General features: G+C 68.5%; 17 protein-coding genes. 10 read left to right on the forward strand and 7 right to left on the reverse strand.

Annotated elements, in window-relative coordinates; all coding sequences use genetic code 11:
• The 7 genes from NJ1_RS27050 to NJ1_RS27080 all read right to left on the reverse strand — a co-directional run.
• The coding region (locus NJ1_RS27050) for a PEP/pyruvate-binding domain-containing protein (RefSeq protein ID WP_281202165.1) at positions 1-1,024 on the reverse strand (1,024 nt) is incomplete at its 3' end.
• Positions 1,008-2,738: an AMP-binding protein gene (locus tag NJ1_RS27055; protein WP_067699393.1), complete on the reverse strand. Its 1,731-nt coding sequence runs from the start codon at positions 2,736-2,738 to the stop codon at positions 1,008-1,010. The genes NJ1_RS27050 and NJ1_RS27055, both read right to left, overlap by 17 nt.
• Complete coding sequence (locus NJ1_RS27060; RefSeq protein WP_067699395.1) at positions 2,735-3,103, reverse strand: phosphopantetheine-binding protein; 369 nt, start codon at positions 3,101-3,103, stop codon at positions 2,735-2,737. Before NJ1_RS27060 ends, NJ1_RS27055 begins: the two co-directional genes overlap by 4 nt.
• Complete coding sequence (locus NJ1_RS27065; RefSeq protein WP_067699397.1) at positions 3,093-4,565, reverse strand: PEP-utilizing enzyme; 1,473 nt, start codon at positions 4,563-4,565, stop codon at positions 3,093-3,095. The genes NJ1_RS27060 and NJ1_RS27065 overlap by 11 nt, the downstream gene beginning before the upstream one ends.
• Positions 4,562-5,668, reverse strand: a complete 1,107-nt coding sequence (locus NJ1_RS27070; RefSeq protein ID WP_067699399.1) for an NAD-dependent epimerase/dehydratase family protein — start codon at positions 5,666-5,668, stop codon at positions 4,562-4,564. The genes NJ1_RS27065 and NJ1_RS27070 overlap by 4 nt, the downstream gene beginning before the upstream one ends.
• On the reverse strand, positions 5,665-6,825 hold the full coding sequence (locus NJ1_RS27075; RefSeq protein WP_084478903.1) for an SDR family oxidoreductase: 1,161 nt from the start codon (positions 6,823-6,825) through the stop codon (positions 5,665-5,667). Before NJ1_RS27075 ends, NJ1_RS27070 begins: the two co-directional genes overlap by 4 nt.
• Positions 6,822-8,000: an acyl-CoA dehydrogenase family protein gene (locus NJ1_RS27080; protein WP_067699403.1), complete on the reverse strand. Its 1,179-nt coding sequence runs from the start codon at positions 7,998-8,000 to the stop codon at positions 6,822-6,824. Before NJ1_RS27080 ends, NJ1_RS27075 begins: the two co-directional genes overlap by 4 nt.
• 584 nt (positions 8,001-8,584) lie before the next feature.
• Here NJ1_RS27080 and NJ1_RS27085 point away from each other — a divergent pair.
• The 10 genes from NJ1_RS27085 to NJ1_RS27130 all read left to right on the forward strand — a co-directional run bounded on the left by NJ1_RS27085 (position 8,585) and on the right by NJ1_RS27130 (position 21,338).
• A complete protein-coding gene (locus NJ1_RS27085; RefSeq protein WP_067699405.1) occupies positions 8,585-9,463 on the forward strand; it encodes a UbiA family prenyltransferase in 879 nt (292 codons plus the stop codon).
• Between the two features lie 42 nt (positions 9,464-9,505).
• Complete coding sequence (locus NJ1_RS27090) at positions 9,506-10,564, forward strand: type III polyketide synthase (protein ID WP_067699407.1); 1,059 nt, start codon at positions 9,506-9,508, stop codon at positions 10,562-10,564.
• Positions 10,561-11,088 carry a cupin domain-containing protein gene (locus tag NJ1_RS27095; RefSeq protein ID WP_067699408.1) on the forward strand — a complete coding sequence of 176 codons (528 nt, stop codon included), beginning with the start codon at positions 10,561-10,563 and terminating at the stop codon, positions 11,086-11,088. The genes NJ1_RS27090 and NJ1_RS27095 overlap by 4 nt, the downstream gene beginning before the upstream one ends.
• Positions 11,089-11,096: 8 nt before the next feature.
• Positions 11,097-11,891 (forward strand): NADPH-dependent FMN reductase, encoded by a 795-nt coding sequence (locus NJ1_RS27100; RefSeq protein ID WP_067699410.1) that lies wholly within the window; start codon positions 11,097-11,099, stop codon positions 11,889-11,891.
• Positions 11,888-12,580, forward strand: coding sequence for an O-methyltransferase (locus NJ1_RS27105; protein ID WP_067699412.1), 693 nt, complete (start codon positions 11,888-11,890; stop codon positions 12,578-12,580). Before NJ1_RS27100 ends, NJ1_RS27105 begins: the two co-directional genes overlap by 4 nt.
• A 38-nt stretch (positions 12,581-12,618) precedes the next feature.
• On the forward strand, positions 12,619-14,904 hold the full coding sequence (locus NJ1_RS27110; RefSeq protein ID WP_245717602.1) for an MMPL family transporter: 2,286 nt from the start codon (positions 12,619-12,621) through the stop codon (positions 14,902-14,904).
• A gap of 27 nt (positions 14,905-14,931) precedes the next feature.
• On the forward strand, positions 14,932-16,182 hold the full coding sequence (locus NJ1_RS27115) for an esterase/lipase family protein (protein ID WP_067699416.1): 1,251 nt from the start codon (positions 14,932-14,934) through the stop codon (positions 16,180-16,182).
• A 239-nt stretch (positions 16,183-16,421) separates the two neighbouring features.
• A complete protein-coding gene (locus tag NJ1_RS27120; RefSeq protein ID WP_067699418.1) occupies positions 16,422-17,054 on the forward strand; it encodes a pyridoxamine 5'-phosphate oxidase family protein in 633 nt (210 codons plus the stop codon).
• Positions 17,055-17,063: 9 nt separating this feature from the next.
• Entirely contained in the window at positions 17,064-17,546 is a 483-nt protein-coding gene (locus tag NJ1_RS27125) for an Lrp/AsnC family transcriptional regulator (RefSeq protein WP_067699420.1), read from the forward strand.
• 219 nt (positions 17,547-17,765) lie between these two features.
• Positions 17,766-21,338, forward strand: a complete 3,573-nt coding sequence (locus NJ1_RS27130) for an indolepyruvate ferredoxin oxidoreductase family protein (RefSeq protein WP_067699603.1) — start codon at positions 17,766-17,768, stop codon at positions 21,336-21,338.
• Positions 21,339-21,616 lie beyond the last annotated feature (278 nt).

A 21,616-nucleotide genomic window follows, 5' to 3' on the forward strand; every position in this document is an offset into this window, starting at 1 on the left:
CGTCCAGCCGCAGACGCTCCAGGGCATCGCCACGATCGAGAATGCCCGCGCGCCAGGCATCGACGGTGATGGTGTTGTGCACCCGGTCCGCGGCGATGGCGGGGCGCACCTGGACCAGCCACAGCGAGCCGTGTTCGACCACGAACTCCACCTCGACCAGAACGCTGAGCCAGCTGAAGAGCTCGTCGGTGTAGGCGGCGAGTTCGGCGTGCGCGGTGGGCGCGATGATCGCCAGTTCCTCGACGACGGTGGGCGTCGCGGTTCCGGCCACCAGAGACTCACCGGTGCGTCCACCCAGGAATTCCCCGTGCAGCCCGCGCACCCCCGTCAGCGGATCATGGCTGAAGACCACCCCGCTGCCGCTGCCGCTGCCCGCGGTGCCGTAGGCCATCGCCTGGATCACCACCGAGGGACAGTCGTGCTCCGAAATACCGTGCACCGCACGATATTCCCGGGCCCGGCTGTTGTTCCAGGACGCGGCCACTGCATCCACCGCGCGCTTGACCTGTGCGGCGGGCGTGCGGGGGAAGTCCGTTCCGGTGGCCTTCTCGAAGGCGGCCACCAGCCGCTCGTATGCCGCCGGCGTGGCCGGTTCCGGCTCGGGTGCGGGCAGGCCCGCGATGTGCCGGCACATCCCCTCCGCACCGGTGATCAGCATGTCCCACGCCGCGTCCGGGCCGCCGAGGCGTTCGGCCAGCGCGGGCAGGTCGGAGGGTGAGAGCCCTACGCCCAGGATCGTATCCATCATTCCGGGCATGCTGACCGGCGCGCTCGAGCGGACCGCGAAAGCCACCGAGCCGGGCTCGACGCCCATCACCTCGGCGGCTTCGCGCCGCAGGTGCGCCAGCAGCGTCTCGATCTCCGGCTCGGAAATCTCGGTCCGGCGCAGGACCGTTCCCTCCAGGACGTGGAAAGGCGGTACCGCGTAGTGCATTTCGCGCAGCTTGGCCAGGAAGAAGCCCTTGCCGCCGAACCGGGCCCGGGAATTCTCCGGTGTCTCGAATCTCTCAACGGCTGGGCGCATGACCATCCACGGGGTCGAGGCCGAACAGTGGCGAGGCCACGCCGACGAAGAGTTTCTTACCGGTGCTCACACCGGTGACCAGGTCGTTCCAGAGTTCGACCCGGCGCGGTTTGCCGCTGCTGGTGCGGGGAATCGCCAAGGGCGCCATGGTGATCAGGGCCGCACCCGCCGATTCCAGGCCCATGCGCCGCAGCACGCCGAGCGCCGTCTCGACACCCTCGGCGGGCACCCGCTGCTGGAAGACCACGAGACTCGAGACCTTGCCGGTCATCTCCATGTCGCGCAGCACCACGCTGATCTTGTCGTGATGGATGCCGAGCCGCTGCGCCATCATCAGCTCGATGTCCTCCGCGGTGACGAAGGCGCCGTTCACCTTGACCGCGTTGCCCATCCGGCCCAGCACGTAGATCTCGTCGCCGCTGCGGAAGCCGAGATCGCCGGTGTAGTGCACCGTCGGCACGTCGTTCTCACCGGGTTGCTCTTCGTCGAGATATCCACTGAACAGTCCGGGCGTCCACACGGCCAGCTCGCCGACCTGGCCGTCCGGGAGCGCGAGTCGATCGGAGTCCACGACGGTGATGTGCGCCCCGGGCAGTTCCCGGCCGCACGACACCACCAGATGCGCATCGGGCGGCGTGGATTCGCCGCCGGTGAGGCTGCACCGGGCCAGCACCTCGACCTCGGCGTGGTCGGTCAGGGTCTTGTGGTCCACCGCGAGCGCGGTCGGCATCTCCCGCAGCCCGGATACCGTGATGGCCAGGGTGGTTTCGGCCATGCCGTATCCGGGTTTGACGGTCTCGGCGGACAGCCCGTGCGGCGCGAGCAGCTCGTGGAACGCGCGCAACGCGGTGAAGTTGATCCGGTCCGAGCCCACGATGAGCGTGCGCCACTGCGAGAAGTCCATGCCCTGCAGGCTGTTCGTCCCGACCAGTCGCACCACGCGCTCGACGGCGAAGTTCGGCATGGCCGAGTGATTGACCCCGTGCCGCCCGAACAGTTCCAGCCACAGCAGCGGCCGGCGCACGAAGTGCTCGGGCCGCATCAGCCAGCTGTCCTGCCCGAACAGCAGCGGTGTGAGGAAGGTGCCGATCAGGCCCATGTCGTGATGCAGCGGCAGCCAGGAGCCGAAGCTCGCGAGGCGGTTGTCGGTGCTGTCGTGGAAGACCGTCCTGAGCATGTGCACATGGGCGATCACGGCCCGCGAGCTGATCCGCACCGCGCGCGGCAGACTGCTCGATCCGGAGGTGAACTGGATGATCGCGGTGTCGTCGCCGGTGGGTGGCGTCAGCGCGCAGTCACCTCCGAGCGGCAGCTCCGTTCCGGCGTCGATCAGGTGCCGGGGCAGCGGAAGCGGCGATTCCCGCAGTGCGGCAAGGGTGGTGGTCTCCGCGACCACCGCCACCGGATCCAGCGAGCGCAGTCTGGACAGCTGCCCCGTGACTCCGCCGTCGGGCAGCCCGGCGGGTGCGATGACGGTCGGGATCGCACCGACGGCCAGCGCACCGAAGAAGAACTTCGGGAACTCGGGGCAGGTCGGGAGCACCAGCGCGATGCGATCGCCGCGCGTGATGCCCAGGTCCCGCAGATACGCCGCGACGCCGAGCGCGGCCTCGGCCGTGTCCTGGTAGCTCTGGCTCATCCAGTCGCGACCGGTGTAGAAGCGCAGTGCGCCTTCGTTTTCCCGTTCGACGATCCAGTCGACGATCGATCTCACAGCGCCTCCCGAATCGCGGTCGAATCATGTGCTATCCGGTAGATGCGCTGGATCAGCACGACCAGATCGCCGACGGTGACGACGGTGTAGATCTCCTCGTGGTCGATCAGCTCGATGCCGTATTCCTCCTCGACCCGGGTGAGGGCCTCCATCAGGGACAGCGAGTCGATGTCGATGTCGTCCTTGATCGAATCGGTGAGCCGCAGGTCCATGCGCGTGCGGCCGACGGCCAATTTGTCCTCGATGACCGCGAGCACCTGCTCGGGATCGGCCACCCGGTCGGCGACGGCCGGCAGCGCGGTGACGGTCTCGACGGCGTCGTCTTCGATGGTGTTGTTCTCGGTTGTCGTGCTCTCAGTGGACAATTCGCACCTCTCCTGTGTCTCCGTTCACGTACACCCGCTGGCCCGGTTTGATGTCGGCTGCCAACGGGTGGGACACGACCGCCGGTATGCCGAGTTCGCGGCAGATGATGGCGATGTGTGAGTACTGGCTGCCGCGCGCGGTCACGACCGCGCCCACGTACGGCAGGATCGGCAGCACGTTGGCGTCGGCGCTCTCGCACGCCAGCACCGCGCCCCGGGCCGTCGGCATCTCTCCGAGCCCGATGGCGATGCCGTCGCACACCCCGGCCGAGACGCCGCGCGGTGCCCGAGTGGGCTGGAACTCCTCGGGTGCGCCGGGTGACAGATCGAGGTAGTCAGGCATATCGACGGCCAGGGCGTCCTCGCAGGATTCGCGACGGGCCTCGATCTCGGTCCGGTCCGGCGGGGTGCCGCGCAGTTCGCTCATCGACAGGTACGGCCAGTCCGCGGCACCGAGTCCGCGCAGCTCGGCCAGCACGGGCACGAAGCGCCGATGCGCGTGCAACAGTCGCATGGCCAGCGACTTGCTGTGTTCGCGCAGGGCCATCACATCGCCGAGAAACAGTACGGTGGCGTCGATTCCGGCCCCACGCCAGCGTCCGCCCATCCCGATGAGCGCCTCGCGCGGTGACAGGTCGGGTTCCTCCCGGGCGGCGGCGGGACTCTGCCCCATCGGCGGAATCACGAAATCGGCCCAGGGCAGTGCCGTATCGGCGATCTCGTAGAAGGGCCGCTCCACGAACTGCGACGGGCCACCCGGAATCGGCGCGAGCTCGGCGATTCGACCCCACGGCAGTTCCGCGGGCTCCTTGAGCCAGTTCGTGATTCGATTCCCACCGCGCACCAGCCGGCCGATAACATTGCGCTGCAGCACTTCCGCCGCGATGGAACCGGAGGTGCCGATGATGTGCAGGTGCCAGGCCCGCTCGAGCAGGGTGTTGCCGTGCGCGGCGAGTTCACCGACCCGCCAGGTGGTCTCACCGGTCAGGACCGCCTCGACCTCCTGCTCGAAATCGAAGACCTGTTGCTCGAGTTCGATCACCCTGGGTCGAAGCTCGACCAGCTCGCGCAGCATGCGCGCGGTCGCGCTGTTGCGCCGCAGCGGACCCGGCCGGTGCGCGAGCGCCGATGCCGGTGGTGTGATGCCCTCGAAGTACGCGGCCGTGACGTCCTGCGGCGTCAGCAGATTCACGTGCTCGGCGATCTGGCAGTACGCGGTGAGATTGTGGTACGGACGGCAGCCGAAGTAGCCGGTGAACACGTAGTTCGATCCGGTGGCCCAGCGCTGCGCGCCCAGGATGTCCGTGATGAACCGGCGGGTGCCCAGCTCCATCGGCCGCCCGACCAGCGACCAGGACATGGGCGAGAGTCGTTTGGGCGCGATCTCGCCGAAGTTGCCCGCCGAGTACACCCGCAGGCTCGGATGCGCGTAGGTGTCCACGCGGCAGTGCTGGAAGCTCATCGCAGGACCTCCGGTCCGCTGAAAGGCAGTGGTGTGGACGGGGGCACACCAGGCGCGGCGGACAGCAGGAGGCCGGGCCCGGCGGGCGGCAGGGCGGGCGGGCCGTCGTACCGCAGGTCGCCGAGCGCGTGCGGGGTCCGTAGAAGCCCGGAATGCCGCAGGGCCACACCGGTTTCGGTGATGTAGTCGGTGCGAGAGCCGATATCCGGATCGGGCAGCGAATCGAAGATCGAGGGATCGAACTCGAACAGCGGCCGGGAGTAATCCACGACATCCTCCTGCACACCGAAACGCCGGGCCACCGCCCGCTGTATCCAGGCGGGCCCCGCCGAATCGACCACCTTGGGGAACACGCCCCACGGGCGGCACAGCCGCTCCAGCACCGCGGCCAGCGTGGGCCGTTCCGGATCGAAATAGGTACAGGCACTGCGATGTTCGTCCGCGACCACCAGATCACGCACCACCCGGGCGGCGATATCGACGTCGGCGGCGTACACCGGGAATCGCCCGCAGTCCGCGAGCGCCACCGGATAGCCGCTGAGCAGATGAGGCAGCGCCGCCACCGGACCGCCGTGGCGCGGAATCACCTCGGCGGGAGCGGGTCCCAGCAGCGTGCCCAATCGCAGGATGCTCACCGGAACCCGGCGTTCGCGCCGCGCGATGAGTTCGCCGCGATACTTGGCGTACTCGTACCAGTTGCGAAAACTCTGGCCGCGGCTCAGATCCCGGTTGGTGATGGTCCCGCTCGCGCGACCCAGCGCCAGCACCGAGGACACGTACACCACCCGCCGCACCGAATCGATCGACGCGGCGAAATCCAGCACATTGTGGGTTCCGTTGACGTGCACGTTCACCACGCCGGCCGGGTCGGACCCCATGTCCACCGAGCCGATGCAGCACACGACGGCCTCGATGTCGCCGACCTCGCCCAGCGCCTCGGCATCGAGACCGAGCCCGGGCGAGTGCGCATCACCCGCGACGAACGTTCCGTGACAGGGCTTTCCGGTGCGGCTCATCTCCACGACCCGGTGCCCGTCCGCGGACAGCACCCGCCCCACCGCGCGTCCGAGATACCCCGACGCGCCGACGACCAGGACCCTCATGAGAACCTCCCCAGCGGCAGTTCCGGCAGCGCCTCGGGTGCGGCTTCCGCACCGAGGCCGAAGGCGATGTCGATGATCTCCTCCACCGAGGTGGTCGGACACCACCCGTCGGTCAGCTCCATCAGCCGGGTCCTCTCGAAGATGCGATCGATCGACACGTAGCGCAGGCCGAACAGGCGATTACCCATCTCCCGGTTCCACCGCGCGTATTTGAGGCCCACGTTTTCCGCCAGCCGCAGCGCGCGATCCGGTGCGACGATCAGCCGCGGCGGCGCGTAGCGGCCCTGCACATCCTTGGAGTGCAGCAGCGCCAGCAGTGCGGCGAGCGTGGGCGCATACTCACCCGCGCACAGGTGCACGATCGCGCCACCCCGCCAGGCCTGGAAACCTGTTGTCGCGCCGTGGTTCAGCAGCCGCAGCAGCCCTTCCCCGATGACGTCGCGCGGCAGGATGTCCACCCGCGCGCCCGGCCTGACCGGCAGGACCGGCAGTTGCCCCGACGACATCGGAGCCACCAGTTGGTACAGCGAGCTGAACCGGGTGGTCGAGCGCGAGCGGGAGCCGCCGATGACGCCGCCGATCCGGGCGATCAGGACGGGATGCCCGTCCGTGGCCGCCTCCCGGATCAGGTGGTTCTCGGCGAACCATTTGCTCAGTTCATAGGGCGTGCGGTCCTCGTGCGGCGGGTGCGAATCCTCGGGGATGTAGCCGTGCATGGTGCCCGCCACGTAGGCGGTGCTGACGTACAGATAGGGCACGGTGCGCCCGAGCCGTTGCGACAGCGCCCGAGCCAGCGCGAGGCCGTTCATCGCTCCGAGGTAGTTGACCCGGTCCATCGTGGCCTGTGCGGCGGTCCAGTCCACCAGGCCCGCCAGGTTCACCACGGCGTCCACATCGCGCAGCTCGTCCAACTCGGAATCGCCCAGTGCCCAGAGCTTTTCGGTGATGTCGCCGACGACCTGCGCGGCCGGGCCGCCGCCGCGAGCCAGATCGGCCCGGACCCGGCGGCGCACCAGCGCGGTGTTGTGGATCGGCGCGAGCGTATCGGTGACGGCTTCGGTCAGCCCTCGCCCGACCTGGCCGCTCATTCCCGCGGACAACAGCCGAAGGGTCGAGATCGACTGGGATGGAATGGTTTCAGAGGTCACTACAGTCATTGCGAGATACTCACCAGCCGGTCGTAGAGTTCGGGATCGCCGCGCAGCGAATCGGTGATGATGGCCAGCATCATCTCGTCGGTGCCCGCACCGATGCGGGAGACCCGGATGTCGTTCCAGAACTGGCCGAACGGCGTCTCCCTGGGCAGATAGCCCGGACCGCCGAAGACCTGCATGGCCTCGCTGATCAGACGTTCACCCGCGCGCGCCGCGCACAGCTTGACCGACGCGATCCGGCTCATCAGCACCCGATCCAGCGGTCCGGACATCAGATCGCCCGCGATGGTGCGCACCGCGCTGGAGAGCACCTCGGTCTCGGCCTTCAACTCGGCCAACCGGAAGGCGATGTACTGGTGTTCGCGCAGTCGCCTGCCGAACTGTTCCCGCCGTTCCGCGTGTTCCACGGCCAGCGCGACGGCGGTGGCGCAACCGCCGGCCACCTGCGCGGCGATCGCCAGCCGTTCGAAGGACAGACCGTAGTTCAGGTTGAGCACTCCGAGTCCGGCGCGCCCGACGGTCGCGTCCCGGTCCACCTCGACCTGCTCGAAGTCCACCACCACGGTGTCGAGTGCGTGGGTGCCCAGTTTCTCGTGCTCATGGACGATCGTGGCTCGCTCCAGCGGCACCGCGATGGTGGCGTGCCGGTCGGTGGGCACCCCCGCGGCGGTCGCGATGCGGCACAGCACGATGGCGAAATCCGCTACGGCGCCCAGGGATACGTACTTCTTGCGACCGGAAATCGACCAGCCCGTCGCGGTCGGGACGGCCAGGCAGGACACCGCGGACAGATCGCTTCCGCCCCGGGGCTCACTGGCCGCGATGCAGCCGACCGCCAGCCCGTCCAGCGCCCGATCTCGCAGTCCCGCAAGGTAATCCGATGCGCCGAAGCGGTGCAGCATGGACAGCACCGTCTCGGTGTGCAGCGAGACGCCGATGGCGACGCCGGCCGGAGCCCGGCCCGCGAGCTCCTCCCCCATGCGCACGCCGAAAAGTACGTCGCCCGCACCGGTTCCGGCCGATTCCCAGCGCCGGCGCAGCACGCCTGCCTGGCCGAGGCTCTCCAGCACCGGTCGTGGAAATCGGGTGATGCCCGGGTCGAACGGGACCGAATCCACCGCCTTCTGAACGAGGGCGCCCAGATCGTCGGATGCGGGCAGGGTTGTTTCGAGAGTCATTGGTCTCCATCCCGTCGCTGCCGCGGGCAGGGGAGAAAAGATCCCCGCAATCCCGCGCACGAGCCATGGCTGTCGCGGCCCGGGTCGAAAGTCGAATTCGAGAAGAATGGATCGGCAGCCGAAATACGTTGCCCGATCCAGGATCTGGTGTCGAAGTCACCGAATGTGCGCACAAGAGTGGCGCGAATTCAGCGTGACACACCGCTCTCGCGGAAGTCAACAGAATCGAGATCTGTTGACGGCGCCGTCAGCGTGTGTCACGCTGATTTCGCGCCATTCCTGTGCGCATCGGAGCCGGACGAAGCCCAGCGGGGCTCCCGGCAACGTCTCCCGGAATCCTTTATGGCACTTACTTTTTCGTGCCCACATCCAGGTCCGGCCTGTCCTGCGCCGACATCCCGCCCGCGTGGCGTCACCCGCATGGCAAAAGCTTTTCTACGGAGAAGGTAAAGATGACGGAAAGTAATCCCACACAGCAAACACTGTCGGCCCAATGGGCCAGAATTCTGACCGACGAACAAACTCCTGCGGCCGAAAAGATAACCGCGCGTACATGGTTGAACTATGGCCTGCGTATCCGTCGCGTGGAATTCCTGCCGCTGACGCTGACGGTGCCGCTGGTGCCGGCGCTGCTGGTCGCCGAGTCGGCCCGCGAGCTGTTCTCGCTGAACATGCTGCTGGCGACGGTGGTGGTGATCGTGTCGATCCAGGTCGGGAACATGGCGAACTGCCTGGCCGACCGCGAGATGGACGCCATCTACAAGACCCGGCTCTCGCAGGCGGTCTACGGCCTGGGCGTCACGTCGGTCGTGCGGCAGATCGCGGCATCCGCGCTGCTGGTGGGACTGCTCGAAGGGTATCTGAGCTTCCGTACCGGCCACTGGGACCTGCTGCTCATCGGCGGCCTGTGGGCCCTGCTGGGAATCGGCTATTCGCTGCCGCCCCTGCATCTCAACGGCCGCGGCATCTGGCAGCTGCCGGTGCTGCTGGCGGTGTACTTCATCCTGCCGGGTCTGTTCGTGCTGCGGGCCTTCGAGCAACCCGTCGAATGGGCCGTGGTGGGCGTGATCTGCGGTTTCGCCCTCACCAATATCGGCATCATCGTGATCAGCCACGCCGAGGACTACCCCGAGGACGAGCTGTACTCGATCCGCACCTATGTGCGCGCCCTCGGGCTGACCCGCGCCCTCACCCTCGGCGTCGGAATGCTCTGTGCCGGTGCCGCTTTGGTCACAGCGTCGATTCTCGTGGGCTTCGGGCCGAACTGGGGGCTGATCCCCTATCTGCTGGCCTGCCTGCTGGCCGCGCGATTCGTCGGCAAGACCGCGCTCGCGGTACGCGGCAAATCGATCGAGGACGGCGTCGCGGTGCTGCGCGCGCGGTCGAAACTCGCTCCCCCGCACACGATTCTGGTGGGTTGGACAACAGTCCTGCTTGCCGCCCTGGTCTTCGCGGCCGGTTAGCCGTCTGCGCCCTTCCCCCTTCACGACTCAGGAGACAGACGGATGGCTATCCTGTACAAACCCGCGGTGACGTTCCCAGCGGAGGTCATCACCCTGGATCAGACCCTCGCGGTCGCCGAGCGGTTGCACGCCGACAACCCGAACCTCGAACTCGCCCTGCGGCTGATCCGCAATACCGGCGTCGAGACCCGGAACGTGGTGCAGCCCTTGGAGGTCACGCTCACGCACCCCGGTTTCGAGGAACGCAACCTGGTGCACGAACGCGAGGCCAAGCACTACGTTCCGATCGTCGTGGCGGAGGCGCTGGCGAACGCCGGCCGGACCGCGAGCGATATCGACGTCATCATCTACGTCTCGTGCACCGGCTTCATGATGCCCTCGATGACGGCCTGGATGATCAACGAGCTCGGTTTCCGGCCGTCCACCTCCCAGCTGCCGATCGCGCAATTGGGTTGTGCCGCAGGTGGTGCGGCACTGGCTCGCGCCATGGACTTCTGCCGGGCGCATCCGGGTTCGAACGCGCTCATCGTCGCGTGCGAGTTCTGCTCGCTGTGCTACCAGCCCACGGACATCGGAGTCGGCACCCTGCTGTCCAACGGCCTGTTCGGCGATGCCATCGCCGCGGTCGTTGTCTCCGACACCGTATCGCCGGGTGATGTGGGAATCGAGCTGCGGCGCAACGCCTCCTACCTGATTCCCGGCACCGCCGAGTGGATCTCCTACGCCGTCCGCTCGACCGGCTTCCACTTCCAGCTCGACAAGCGCGTCCCCGGCACGATGGAACCCCTTGCGCCGGTGCTGCGTACGGTCTCCGAGCAGGAGGGCTGGGACGCGGGCATGCTCGACTTCTACATCGTGCACGCGGGCGGACCCCGCATCCTCGACGATCTGTCGAAGTTCCTCGACGTCCCTCCGAATCAGTTCCGCTACAGCCGCGAAACCCTCACCAGGCACGGCAATATCGCCAGCGCCGTGGTGCTGGACGCGATGCGCCGGCTGTTCGAGGACGAGGACAACCCGAAGATCGGCCGCGGCCTCATCGCCGGGTTCGGTCCGGGCATCACCGCAGAGATCTCATTGGGAGAGTGGTACACGAAATGACGATCCAGGGTCTGTACGTCGCCCCCGGCGAGGGTAAGCGCCTGGTCAGTGCGGCGCACGAGGTGGTCTTCAAGGTCACCGGCGAACATTCCAGCGCCGCATCGAGTTTCGAGGTGCTGGTGCCCCCGGGCTTCGACGTCGGGGCACACCGGCACGCGCACTCCGAAGAGCTGTTCTACATCGTGGAGGGCGAACTCGAGTTCCTCGCCTTCGAACCGGTGTCCAAGGACGGGCACTGGTCGGAGTGGACCTCACACGAGGACCACAGCGTCATCACCGCGAAGGCGGGCAGCGTGCTTTTCGTCCCGCCCGGCTGCCCGCACGCCTTCCGCAACGCCTCGGATCGTCCGGCCAAGATGTTCTTCCAGGCCTCCCCGCCACCGGATCACGAGCACTATTTCGAGGGCCTGATCGAAATCTTCCGCACCGGAGAGGAAGTCGACCCCGAGGCGGTCGCCGCGCTGCGCGAGAAGTACGACATCGAGCAGTTCACCCAGCTGCGCTACATCCCGCCGGCCGAGTGAGTCCCCCGGTGCCGATACCCACCGTGCTCGCGATACCCGGCTCCCTGCGGAGCCGGTCCTTCAATCGCGCGTTCCTCGACGCGGTGCCCGGACTCCTCCCGTTCGCGTGCCGCTACCGGATCTTCGAGGATCTCGCCGATGTTCCCCTCTTCGACGAGGACATCGACGTCTATCCGGATCACCCCGGCGTGGCCGCACTGCGCGCCGCGGTCGCGGCGGCGGACGGGGTGATCATCGCCTCGCCCGAATACAACCAGTCCATTCCGGGGGTGCTGAAGAACGCGCTCGACTGGCTCTCGCGTCCGCACGGCGGTGGCGCGTTGCGCGGCAAGGCCGTGCTGCCGGTCGTTGTCACGCTGTCGCGGGGCAACGGCGCACGGGGGCTGGCCGATCTCAATCGGGTGGTGTCCTACCTGGGCAACACCGTGCTCTACCAACCCGAGATCGTGCTGGCGTCGGCGCCGAGCCTGCTGCGCCCGGGCGCGGACGGGACCACCGAGATCACCGACGCGGCGGTGCGCGCACTGGTCACCGTCGCACTGGAACAGTTCGGCGCACTGCTGAGCGCGGGCACGGCCGCGGCGGCCACCGCGCTGTTCGATGCCCGGCGCGAGGCCGTCGAACGCGCCCGCTTCGCGCCGATGATTCGCGAAGCCCTCGGCCGCGGCGCGCCGCCCGCGGCCATCACCGAGCGACTGGGCAATGCGGGCGTGGACCCGGTGACGGCGGCGGGCTGGATCGCCGCGGAGGCCGGGACCACGCTCATCAGCTCCGGCAACGGATCTCCAGGAGGACATTCATGATCGACACCGCCGACGATGCCCGGCTCGATTTCCTCGACGCACGAGTCGTGGAGGTGCTCGAGCGGCTCGAGCAGGAGGCGTCCACGGACTCGGCGCGGCTCGGCGAGGTCGGAGCCTCGCTCGGTCGCCTCGGCGCGACACCGGATGCGCAAGCCCTGCAGGCGATCACGACGGTCGCCGAGCAGGCGCTGCTGCCGGTGGCTCGGCCGGTGGGCAGGCTGCTGTATCAACTGGCGCTGGCCACCGGCGCGCGGACCATCGTGGAATACGGCACCTCCCATGGCATGTCGACGCTGTACCTGGCGGCGGCCGCCGCGCGGACCGGCGCACGCGTGATCGGCACCGAACTCAGCGCCGCCAAGGCCGCGACCGCCACCGCCAATCTGGCGGCGGCGGGGCTGGCGGGCAACACCCGGATTCTGGTCGGTGACGCCCGGGAAACCCTGCGGAGCCTGACCGATTCGATCGGCCTGCTGCTGTTGGACGGCTGGATTCCGCTGCACCTGCCGATATTTCGGATCGTGGAGCCGATATTGGCCCCGGGCGCGGTGATCGTCTCGGACAATGTTTCCAAGCATGCGGACAAGATCGGCGACTTCCACCGATATCTGGCGGCGCGGCCGGACCGCTACGTGCGTACCGCCCTGCCCATCGACGACGGTATCGATCTGATCACCCGGCTTCGATGACGGGTCCCGCACCCATCACCGTGAGAGAGGTTGCGACCGTGGAGAATTCCTGGCTGGAGCGGATCGCGCGGTTCGCGGTCACCCGCCCGCGCGCGGTGCTCGGTGCGACGCTGCTGCTGATCATCGTGTGCGGCGGGCTCGGCGCGACCGTCGCCTCGCACGTGAAGGCCGGCGGCTTCACCCCGCCCGAAGCCGAGTCCAGCCGGGCCACCGAGCTGCTGAACGCCGAGTTCGGCGGCGCGGCACCGAACTTCGTCCTCACCGTCGCCACGGATGCCGGGGTCGAGAGCGAGCAGGCGCGCACGGCGGGCTCCGAACTCGCGGCACTGCTGCACGCGCGGCCCGATATCGCGGTGGTGCAGTCCTACTGGTCCACCGCGCCGGATCTGCGCACCGCACTGCGAAGTTCCGACGGGCATACCGCGCTGGTCCTGGCCCGCATCGGCGGCGACGACACCGCCCAGCAGGCCTCGGCCGACGAGATCGTCGACGCGCTTCCGCGATTCCAGGACGTGACGGTGAAAGCCGGTGGGTACGCGACGACCTTGCGCGACCTCAACGCGGTCAGCATCCAGGATCTCGCGCTGGCCGAGGCCATCGCCGTTCCGCTCTCGGCGCTGGTGCTGGTGCTGGTGTTCGGCAGCCTGGTGGCCGCGCTGCTACCGGTGGCCATCGGATTGGTGTCCATCGTGACCACCATGGCGTTGCTGCGGCTGCTGACCGAGGTCACCGATGTATCGGTCTTCGCCCTGAACACCACCACCGCGCTGGGTCTGGCGCTCGCGATCGACTACAGCCTGTTCATCGTCTCGCGCTATCGGGAGGAGATCGAGGCCGGGCACGATCTACCCGAGGCCGCGGTCCGCGCCGTCTGCACCGCCGGGCGCACCGTGCTGTATTCCGCTCTGGTGGTGGTGCTTTCGCTCGCGGCGCTGATCGTGTTCCCGATGTTCTTCCTGCGCTCGTTCGCCTACAGCGGGCTCGCGGTCGTCGCGGCGGCGGCCCTGGCCGCGGTCATCGTGCTGCCCGCCTGTCTGGCCTTGCTCGGACCCCGGATCAACGCGCTGGATCTGCGGGTGCCGGTGCGCCGGATACTGCGGCGGGGAGCACCGCGCGCGGTGCCGCCGGAGCAGAGCGCCTGGTATCGCATGGTCACCGGCGTCACCCGGCGCGCGGTGCCGATCGCCGTGGTCGTGCTGGCGATCCTGCTCCTGCTCGGGTCTCCCTTCCTCGGAATCAGATTCGGCACCCCGGACGATCGAGCCATCCGCGAGGGGGCCACCTCCAGTCGCGAGGTCGGCGACATCCTGCGTGAGGACTTCACCCAGAACCCGGCCAATGCCATCACCGTCGGGCTGCCCGGCTTCCACGGCGCTCCCGAGGCGATCGGCTCCTACGCGGCCGAATTGTCCAAGGTGCCGGGTGCTTCCGCGGTCCTGTCCGGCGCCGGTACCTACATCAACGGCGCGCGGCTGGCCTCCGCGCCGGCGGGCATGATCACCGACGCCGGCGCGGTGGTCGCCGTGAGCACCGCACTGGACCCGTATTCCGCTGCGGGAGAAGAACAATTGGATCGCTTGCGCGCGGTGACCGCGCCGGTGCCACCGTTGTTCACGGGTGCGGCGGCGGAGAACGTGGACTCCCTGCACGCGATCGGCGCGAAACTCCCGATCGCCGCCGCCTGGATCGTGCTGGCCATGTTCATCGTCCTGTTCCTGTTCACCGGCAGTGTGGTGCTCCCGGTGAAGGCATTGCTGATGAACTTCCTGTCCCTCACCGCCGCCTTCGGGGCCATGGTGTGGGTGTTCCAGGACGGGCATCTGGCCGGTCTGCTCGGCTTCACCCCCACCGGCTACCTGGTCGCCAATGTGCCGATCATGATGTTCTGCCTGGCCTTCGGCATGTCCATGGACTACGAGGTCTTCCTGCTCTCCCGCATTCGGGAGGAATGGCTGGCCTCCGGGGGAACCACCGCCGACAACACGCACGCCGTGGCGATGGGCGTGGCCCGCACCGGCCGCATCTTCACCGCCGCCGCGGTCCTGATGGCCATCGTGCTCGGCGCCCTGACCTTCTCCCGGCTCTCGTTCATCCAGCTCATGGGCCTGGGCCTGGCCATCACCGTCCTCGCGGACGCCACCCTGGTCCGCTGCCTGCTGGTGCCCTCGCTCATGAGGTTGATGGGCCGCTGGAACTGGTGGGCGCCGAGGCCCCTGCGCATCCTGCACGACCGGATCGGATTGTCGGAGCGGGAGGGTTCCGCTCGCACGCAGGTCGCGGCGGCCGATGCGCCTCCGGCGGAAAGCGGTGCTCACCGCACATGACTCAGTGCACAGTCGTACACTCAGATCATGGTGGAGACGATGCCGCAGCGGCGAGCGGAAATCCGGGCGTTGGCACGGCTGGCGGGCGATGAGCTCGGCGGCGCGATCGACGGTATCGGAACCACGCACCGCGCGATCAGTGATCATGTGTTCGCCGCGGTGGCCCTGGGTGTCGGCCAGGCCGCGCTGCCGGTGAAGGTGGTGCACGATGCCATCACCGACGGCGTGTATCGCATGGTCAGCGGCGGCGCGGTCACCGCGGGCACGGTGGCGGAGCTCGCGGCGGACCTGCCCGGCATTCCCATGCCCTCGCGCACCGTCTACGGCTCGGGTCTGCTCGCCGCGCTCCAGGGGCTGATCGGGGACAGCCTCGAGGACGAACGGCCGATCCTGGCCTCACCCATGGCATTTCGCGTCGACGGGGAACCGGTCGGGCCGAAGGACATCGGCATGATGGTGACCGATCCGCGCCCGCGAATCGTGCTCTTCCTGCACGGGCTGGTGGAGACCGAACACGCCTGGCGACTCGGCGGCCGGCCCAGCTACGCCGAGCGGCTCGACACCGATCTCGACCGCTCCACCCTCATGGTGCGGTTCAACAGCGGCCTGCACATCTCCGAGAATGCCCGCCAGCTCGAGGTGCTGCTGCGTGATCTGGTCGAGTACTGGCCGGTGGAGGTCGAGGAGATCGCCCTGGTCTGCCATTCGATGGGCGGCCTGATCGCGCGCGGCGCGTGCCACCGAGCCGATGCGGCACAGCAGGATTGGGTGCGGCTCGTGCGTCAGATCGTCTGCCTCGGCTCGCCGCATCTGGGCGCGCCGCTCGAACAGCTGGTGCACGTCGCCTCCGCCGCCCTGGACCGCCTGCCCGAGACGCGACCCTTCGCACGACTGCTGCGCCGCCGCAGCGCGGGAATCCGGGATCTGCGCGAGGGCTCGCTGGTGGACGAGGACTGGGAGGGCTTGGACGTGGACGACCTGCGCCGCAGGGCGATCGCCGAAATCCCGCTGCTGCCCGGCGCGGACCACTACTTCGTCACCGCCTCGATCACCCGCAGTCCGCGCCATCCGCTCGGTCGCATCATCGGCGACGGCCTGGTCCTGCCCAGCAGCGGCTCGGGCCGAAACCGCGCCCGCCGCATCGGCTTCGACGACGCCAACGGCCTGCACCTGCCGGGCGCGAACCACTTCAGCCTGCTCAACCACGACGCCGTCTACGCCGCGCTGCTGGGCTGGCTCGGCGACAGAGCCGAGAGCCAGACGCCTCAGGCCGGGTGAACGGGCCCGGTCCGCACCTCCACGGGACCGCGCGCAAGGGAACCGGCTGTGACGCACCGGGACCGAGCGGGCGCGGCCGCTCATCGGCGTCGCCGCCCCGGCCGGTGATCGGCCCAACCGCGGCAATACCGGGCATCGGGAATTATCCAACCGGTTACAACCTTTCAATCGTCTATAGACAGTTAGACGGTTCCGAAAGGTGTCGCCATGCACAGCCATTCCCCCGAGCGCGGGCCACGATGACCGGGCACTACGGACAGGTCGCCTTCACCGAGTCGGTCCGCGAACACCAGCGCGAGGCCGGGAGCCTGCGCAGCTACGAGCGGATGACCTCGGTCCCGGCGCTCGCGGATGAGATCGGCCCGGACGAAGCGGGGTTCATCGGCGAGCGCGACAGTTTCTACCTGGCGACGGTCGGTGAGACCGGCTGGCCGTACATCCAGCATCGCGGCGGGCCGCGCGGCTTCCTGAAGGTGATCGACGCCCACACCCTGGGCTTCGCCGATTTCCGGGGCAACCGCCAGTACATCAGCCGCGGCAATCTCGATCACGACGATCGGGTCTCGTTGTTCCTGATGGATTACGCCGCCAAGGCCCGCATGAAGATATTCGGACGAGCCCGCATCGTCGAGATCGCCGACGATCCGACACTCGTTGCGGCACTGACCGTCCCGGAGTATCAGGCCAAGGTCGAGCGTGCCGTGCTGATCGAGGTCGAAGCCTTCGACTGGAACTGCCGCCAGCACATCCCGGAGCTGTATCCCCGCGACGCGGTGGCACAGGCGCTGGGTTCCCTGCGCGATCGCGTGGCCGAACTCGAACGCGAGAATGCGGCATTGCGCCTGGCCGGGAGACCGCGCCCCGCCGTGTGAGAATGCGGCATGGCAATGAAGCTCGACGCACTCGACTCCGCGCTGTTGAAGGAGTTGGCCGCCGATCCGCGCACGCCGATCCTGGACCTGGCGGCGCGACTGGGAATCGCGCGCAATACGGTCCAGGCGCGGATGAAGCGGCTCGAGGCGGCGGGGGCGGTGCGCGGATATCTGCCGGATGTGGATCTGCAGGCGATCGGGTTCGCGGTACACGCGTTTCTGGGGATCGAACTCGATCAGAACAGGATGGACGACATCGTCGAGGCGCTGCGCGCGTTCCCGCACGTGCTCGAGGTGCACGCGACGACCGGGCGCTCCGACCTGCTGGTACGGATCGCGGCGCGGTCGCAGCAGGATCTGCTGGAGATCATCCAGCGGGTGCACGCCATTCACGGGGTCAAGCACACCGAGACGATGCTGGCGCTGGCCACGCCGATCGAGTATCGATCCCTCCCCCTGGTCGAACATCTGACCGCCAACCCTCGACCCTGACGGTCGGCGCATCGCCCGGCGTGGGAGCGCCCGTCCGGGTGAGCGCTCGAGCAGAATGACGTACAGGTCAGAGTGTCACAGATCACTTTTGAGCAGATTGATCAACTTTTTCGGCGACTGTTGACATGGATCACACTCCACGGCAGATTTCGTTGCACCGATCGCTGTTCCTTCGTTCGCAGCTCATGATCTGGGTTGCGGAAAGTGTGGTGGCTGTTCATGACCGACGTCGTCTGCGCATCCTCGCTGGGGCAGGCCGAGCCGGCCGCGCCCTACGACCTGGCCGACCGCTACCGCTCCGGCGCGGGGCCCGTTCTGCTCACGGGTGTGCAGGCCATCGCCCGGCTCTTCGTGGAACAGCATGTGCGGGACATTCGGGCCGGTCGCCGGGTGGCCACCTTCGTCTCCGGCTATCAGGGCAGTCCACTCGGCGGCGTGGACAAGATGCTGCTGGGCATGCCGGGCGTGCTGGCCGAGCACGACATCACCTTCGTGCCGGGCTTCAACGAGGAACTCGCGGCCACCTCGGTCTGGGGCAGCCAGGCTGATCTGCCCGCCGGGCGCGCGACCCACGACGGGGTCATCGGGGTCTGGTACGGCAAGGGGCCGGGTGTCGATCGCGCGACCGACGCCATCCGGCACGCGAACATGTACGGGGTCAATGCGCGCGGCGGCGTGCTGCTGCTGGTCGGTGACGATCCGGCCTCCAAATCCTCCACCGTGCCCGCGGTGAGTGAACGGTCGCTGGCCGCCATGGGTGTTCCGGTGCTGTTCCCGCGCAATGCCGGGGAGATCATCACCCTGGGCATGCACGGCATCGCGCTCTCGCGCGCGTCGGGCTGCGTGGTGGCCATGAAGATCGTCGCCGATGTCGCGGACGGCGCGTGGACCGTCGATGCCACGGTCGCGGATCTGCCCATCACCGTTCCCGAAGTGCGGTGGGAGGGAAAGCCTTTCCACTACCGGCAGCGGCCGATGGCGGCGCCCGCCGACAGCGTCCTGGCCGAGGCCGACCTGTACGGGCCGCGCTGGGACCTGGTCCGGTCCTACGGCGCGGCCAACGCGCTCGATGTGATCGAGGTGGATCCCGCCGACGCCCGGATCGGAATCGCCGCCACCGGAACCACTTTCGACGCGCTCCGCCAGGCTCTGCTCGACCTCGGCGTGGACGAGGCGGCCATGCACCACGCCGGGATCCGGCTGCTGCGCATCGGCATGCCGTATCCGCTGGGGCCGCAACGGATCACCGAGTTCGCCCGGGGGCTGGAGCAGCTGATCGTGGTGGAGGACAAGACCGCCTTCATCGAAACGCAGATTCGCGAAATCCTGTACGGCACCGCCGATGCGCCGCAGATCCTCGGCAAGCGCGACGGACGCGGCGCCGCGCTGATGCCGTTCGACGGAGAGCTCACCGCGGGCCGTCTGCTCGGGCCGCTGCGCCGGGTGCTGCGGGATCGAATGGAGTTGAAAAGGGCTGCGCCGCCGCCACTGTCGCTCGAAGTGCTCTCCGCCAAGCGAACCGCCTACTTCTGCAGTGGTTGCCCGCACAATCGCTCCACCGCCATCCCCGAGGGTTCGATCGGCGGCGGCGGTATCGGCTGCCACACCCTGGTCACCATGTCCGGCCGCGGCGACAGCGCGGTGACCGGCCTGACCCAGATGGGCGGCGAGGGCAGCCAGTGGATCGGGCAAGCCCCGTTCACCGACGTGCCGCACCTGTTCCAGAACATCGGCGACGGAACGTTCTTCCACTCCGGGCAGCTGGCCGTGCAGGCCTGTGTGGCCGCGGGGGTGAACATCACCTACAAGCTGCTGTGGAACGAAGTCGTCGCCATGACCGGCGCGCAGGATGTCGAGGGCGGTCTCACCGTCGCGGGGCTCACCCACAAGTTGCGCACCGAGGGCGTCCGGCAGATCGTCATCTGCGCCGACGAACCCGCGCGGCACAACCGGCGCGCGCTGGCCAAGGGCACGCTGCTGTGGCATCGGGACCGGCTCGACGAGGCCCAGAAGATGTTGCGGGACATCGAGGGCGTCACCGTGCTCATCTACGACCAGCACTGCGCGGCGGATGCCCGGCGGCAGCGCAAGCGCGGCACCCTGCCCGTGCGCAACACCCGCGTGGTGATCAACGAAGCCGTGTGCGAGGGCTGCGGCGACTGCGGCGTGAAGTCCAATTGCCTGTCGGTGCAACCGGTCGAGACCGAATTCGGCCGCAAGACCCGGATCGATCAGACCTCGTGCAATACCGATTACAGCTGCATGGACGGTGACTGCCCGTCCTTCGTGACGGTGGAACTGACTCCGAATGCCAAGGGGTCCAAGGGGTCCGAGGGCACCGGGCGCGCAAGAAGGTTCCTGGATCGCTGGACTGGCGGGTCGGCCCGGGACGCCCGCGCCGATTCCTCGCGCCGCACCACCGCGCGACATGCGACCCCCACTCCCCCCGCCGTCGCCGATCCGGGTCTGCGCGCACCCGAGGGCACACAGAACGTGCTCATCGCGGGCATCGGCGGCACCGGCATCGTGACGGTGAACCAGGTGCTGGCCACGGCCGCGCTCCGGGCCGGATACGAGGTCGAGAGCCTGGATCAGATCGGGCTGAGCCAGAAGGCCGGTCCGGTGCTGTCGCATCTGCGGTTCTCCACCACCGAGCTGGAGCCGTCCAATCGGCTCACACCGGGGAGCGCGAACTGCGTGCTGGCCATCGATCTGCTCACCGCCGCCGACCCGAAGAACCTCCGGTACGGTGATCGGGCCTCGACGGTGACGGTCGCCTCGACCAGCAAGACCCCGACCGGGGACATGGTGTACGACAAGTCGGTTCCGTACCCGGCCACCGAATCGCTGCTGGATCGCGTTGCCTCGGTATCGAATTCGGTGCATCACTTCGACGCGCTGGCCGCGGCCCAGCAGGTGTTCGGCAATACCGCGGCGGCGAACTTCCTGATGGTCGGCGCGGCGTTCCAATCGGGTGGTCTGCGACTGCCCGCGGCGGCCATCGAGGAGGCGATCGGCATCAACGGCGTCGCGGTCGCGGCCAATATCGCCGCGTTCCGGTGGGGCCGGGTGGCCATCGCGGATCCGGACGCCTTCGCGGCCGTGGCGACGGTGACGACACCGGCGCGCACCACCCCCGCCGTGCCGTCGGAACTGTTGCTGGGCACCGGCTTCGAGGGCGAGGTCCGGCGCCTGGTCGAGCTGCGCGCGGCGGAGCTGATCGCCTACCAGAGCGCCACAGTCGCACGGCGCTACATCGACACGGTCCGGTTCGCCTGGACCGCGGAGCGCCTCGTCACCGGTCGCACCGAGTTCTCCGAAGCGGTCGCGCGCGGCCTGCACAAGTTCACCGCGTACAAGGACGAGTACGAAGTCGCCCGTCTGCTGGTGGATCCCGCCTTCCTGGCCGAGGTGCGCGCCCAGGTCCCCGGCGGGGAGAACCTCACCTACAAGCTGCACCCACCGGTGCTGCGGGCGATGGGCCGCACCAGGAAGATCGGCCTCGGACCCAAATCCCATGTGGCACTGAGGGTGCTCGCCAAGGGCAAGCTGCTGCGCGGCACCCCGCTCGACCCCTTCGGCTACGCCCACGTCCGCAGGGTGGAGCGGGAGTTGCTGTCCCACTACACCGAGATGGTGCGCGATCTCGCCACCGGACTGAGCGCCGCGAACTACGACACCGCCGTTCAGGTCGCCGGACTGCCGGACCTGGTGCGCGGGTACGAGGACGTCAAACTCGCCAATATCGAGCTGTACCAGGCGAAGTTGCGCGAACTCGGTCTGCACGACTGACCCCCGGGGCGAAGTGCGGCCCTGACACACACCGGCCTCGCCTGGTCGAGCCGACCCGTACGCCTCGCCCCTGCCCGACCGGACCGAGCCGACGCTGCCCGCGGCCACCCGACGAACCATCAGCATCATCCCGGGGCCGACCGCTCGTCACGACGTGCCGATCCCGGACCGAGCGCCGCACCGCGTCACGGCCGATCAGCCGGATACGACGGCGACACCCGCCGCCACCACGCGGCACCCACACGCCGTCACCCACACGGCGACCGACCGCCGCACAC

This window comes from Nocardia jejuensis NBRC 103114 (assembly GCF_001613145.1).
Classification (GTDB): domain Bacteria; phylum Actinomycetota; class Actinomycetes; order Mycobacteriales; family Mycobacteriaceae; genus Nocardia; species Nocardia jejuensis.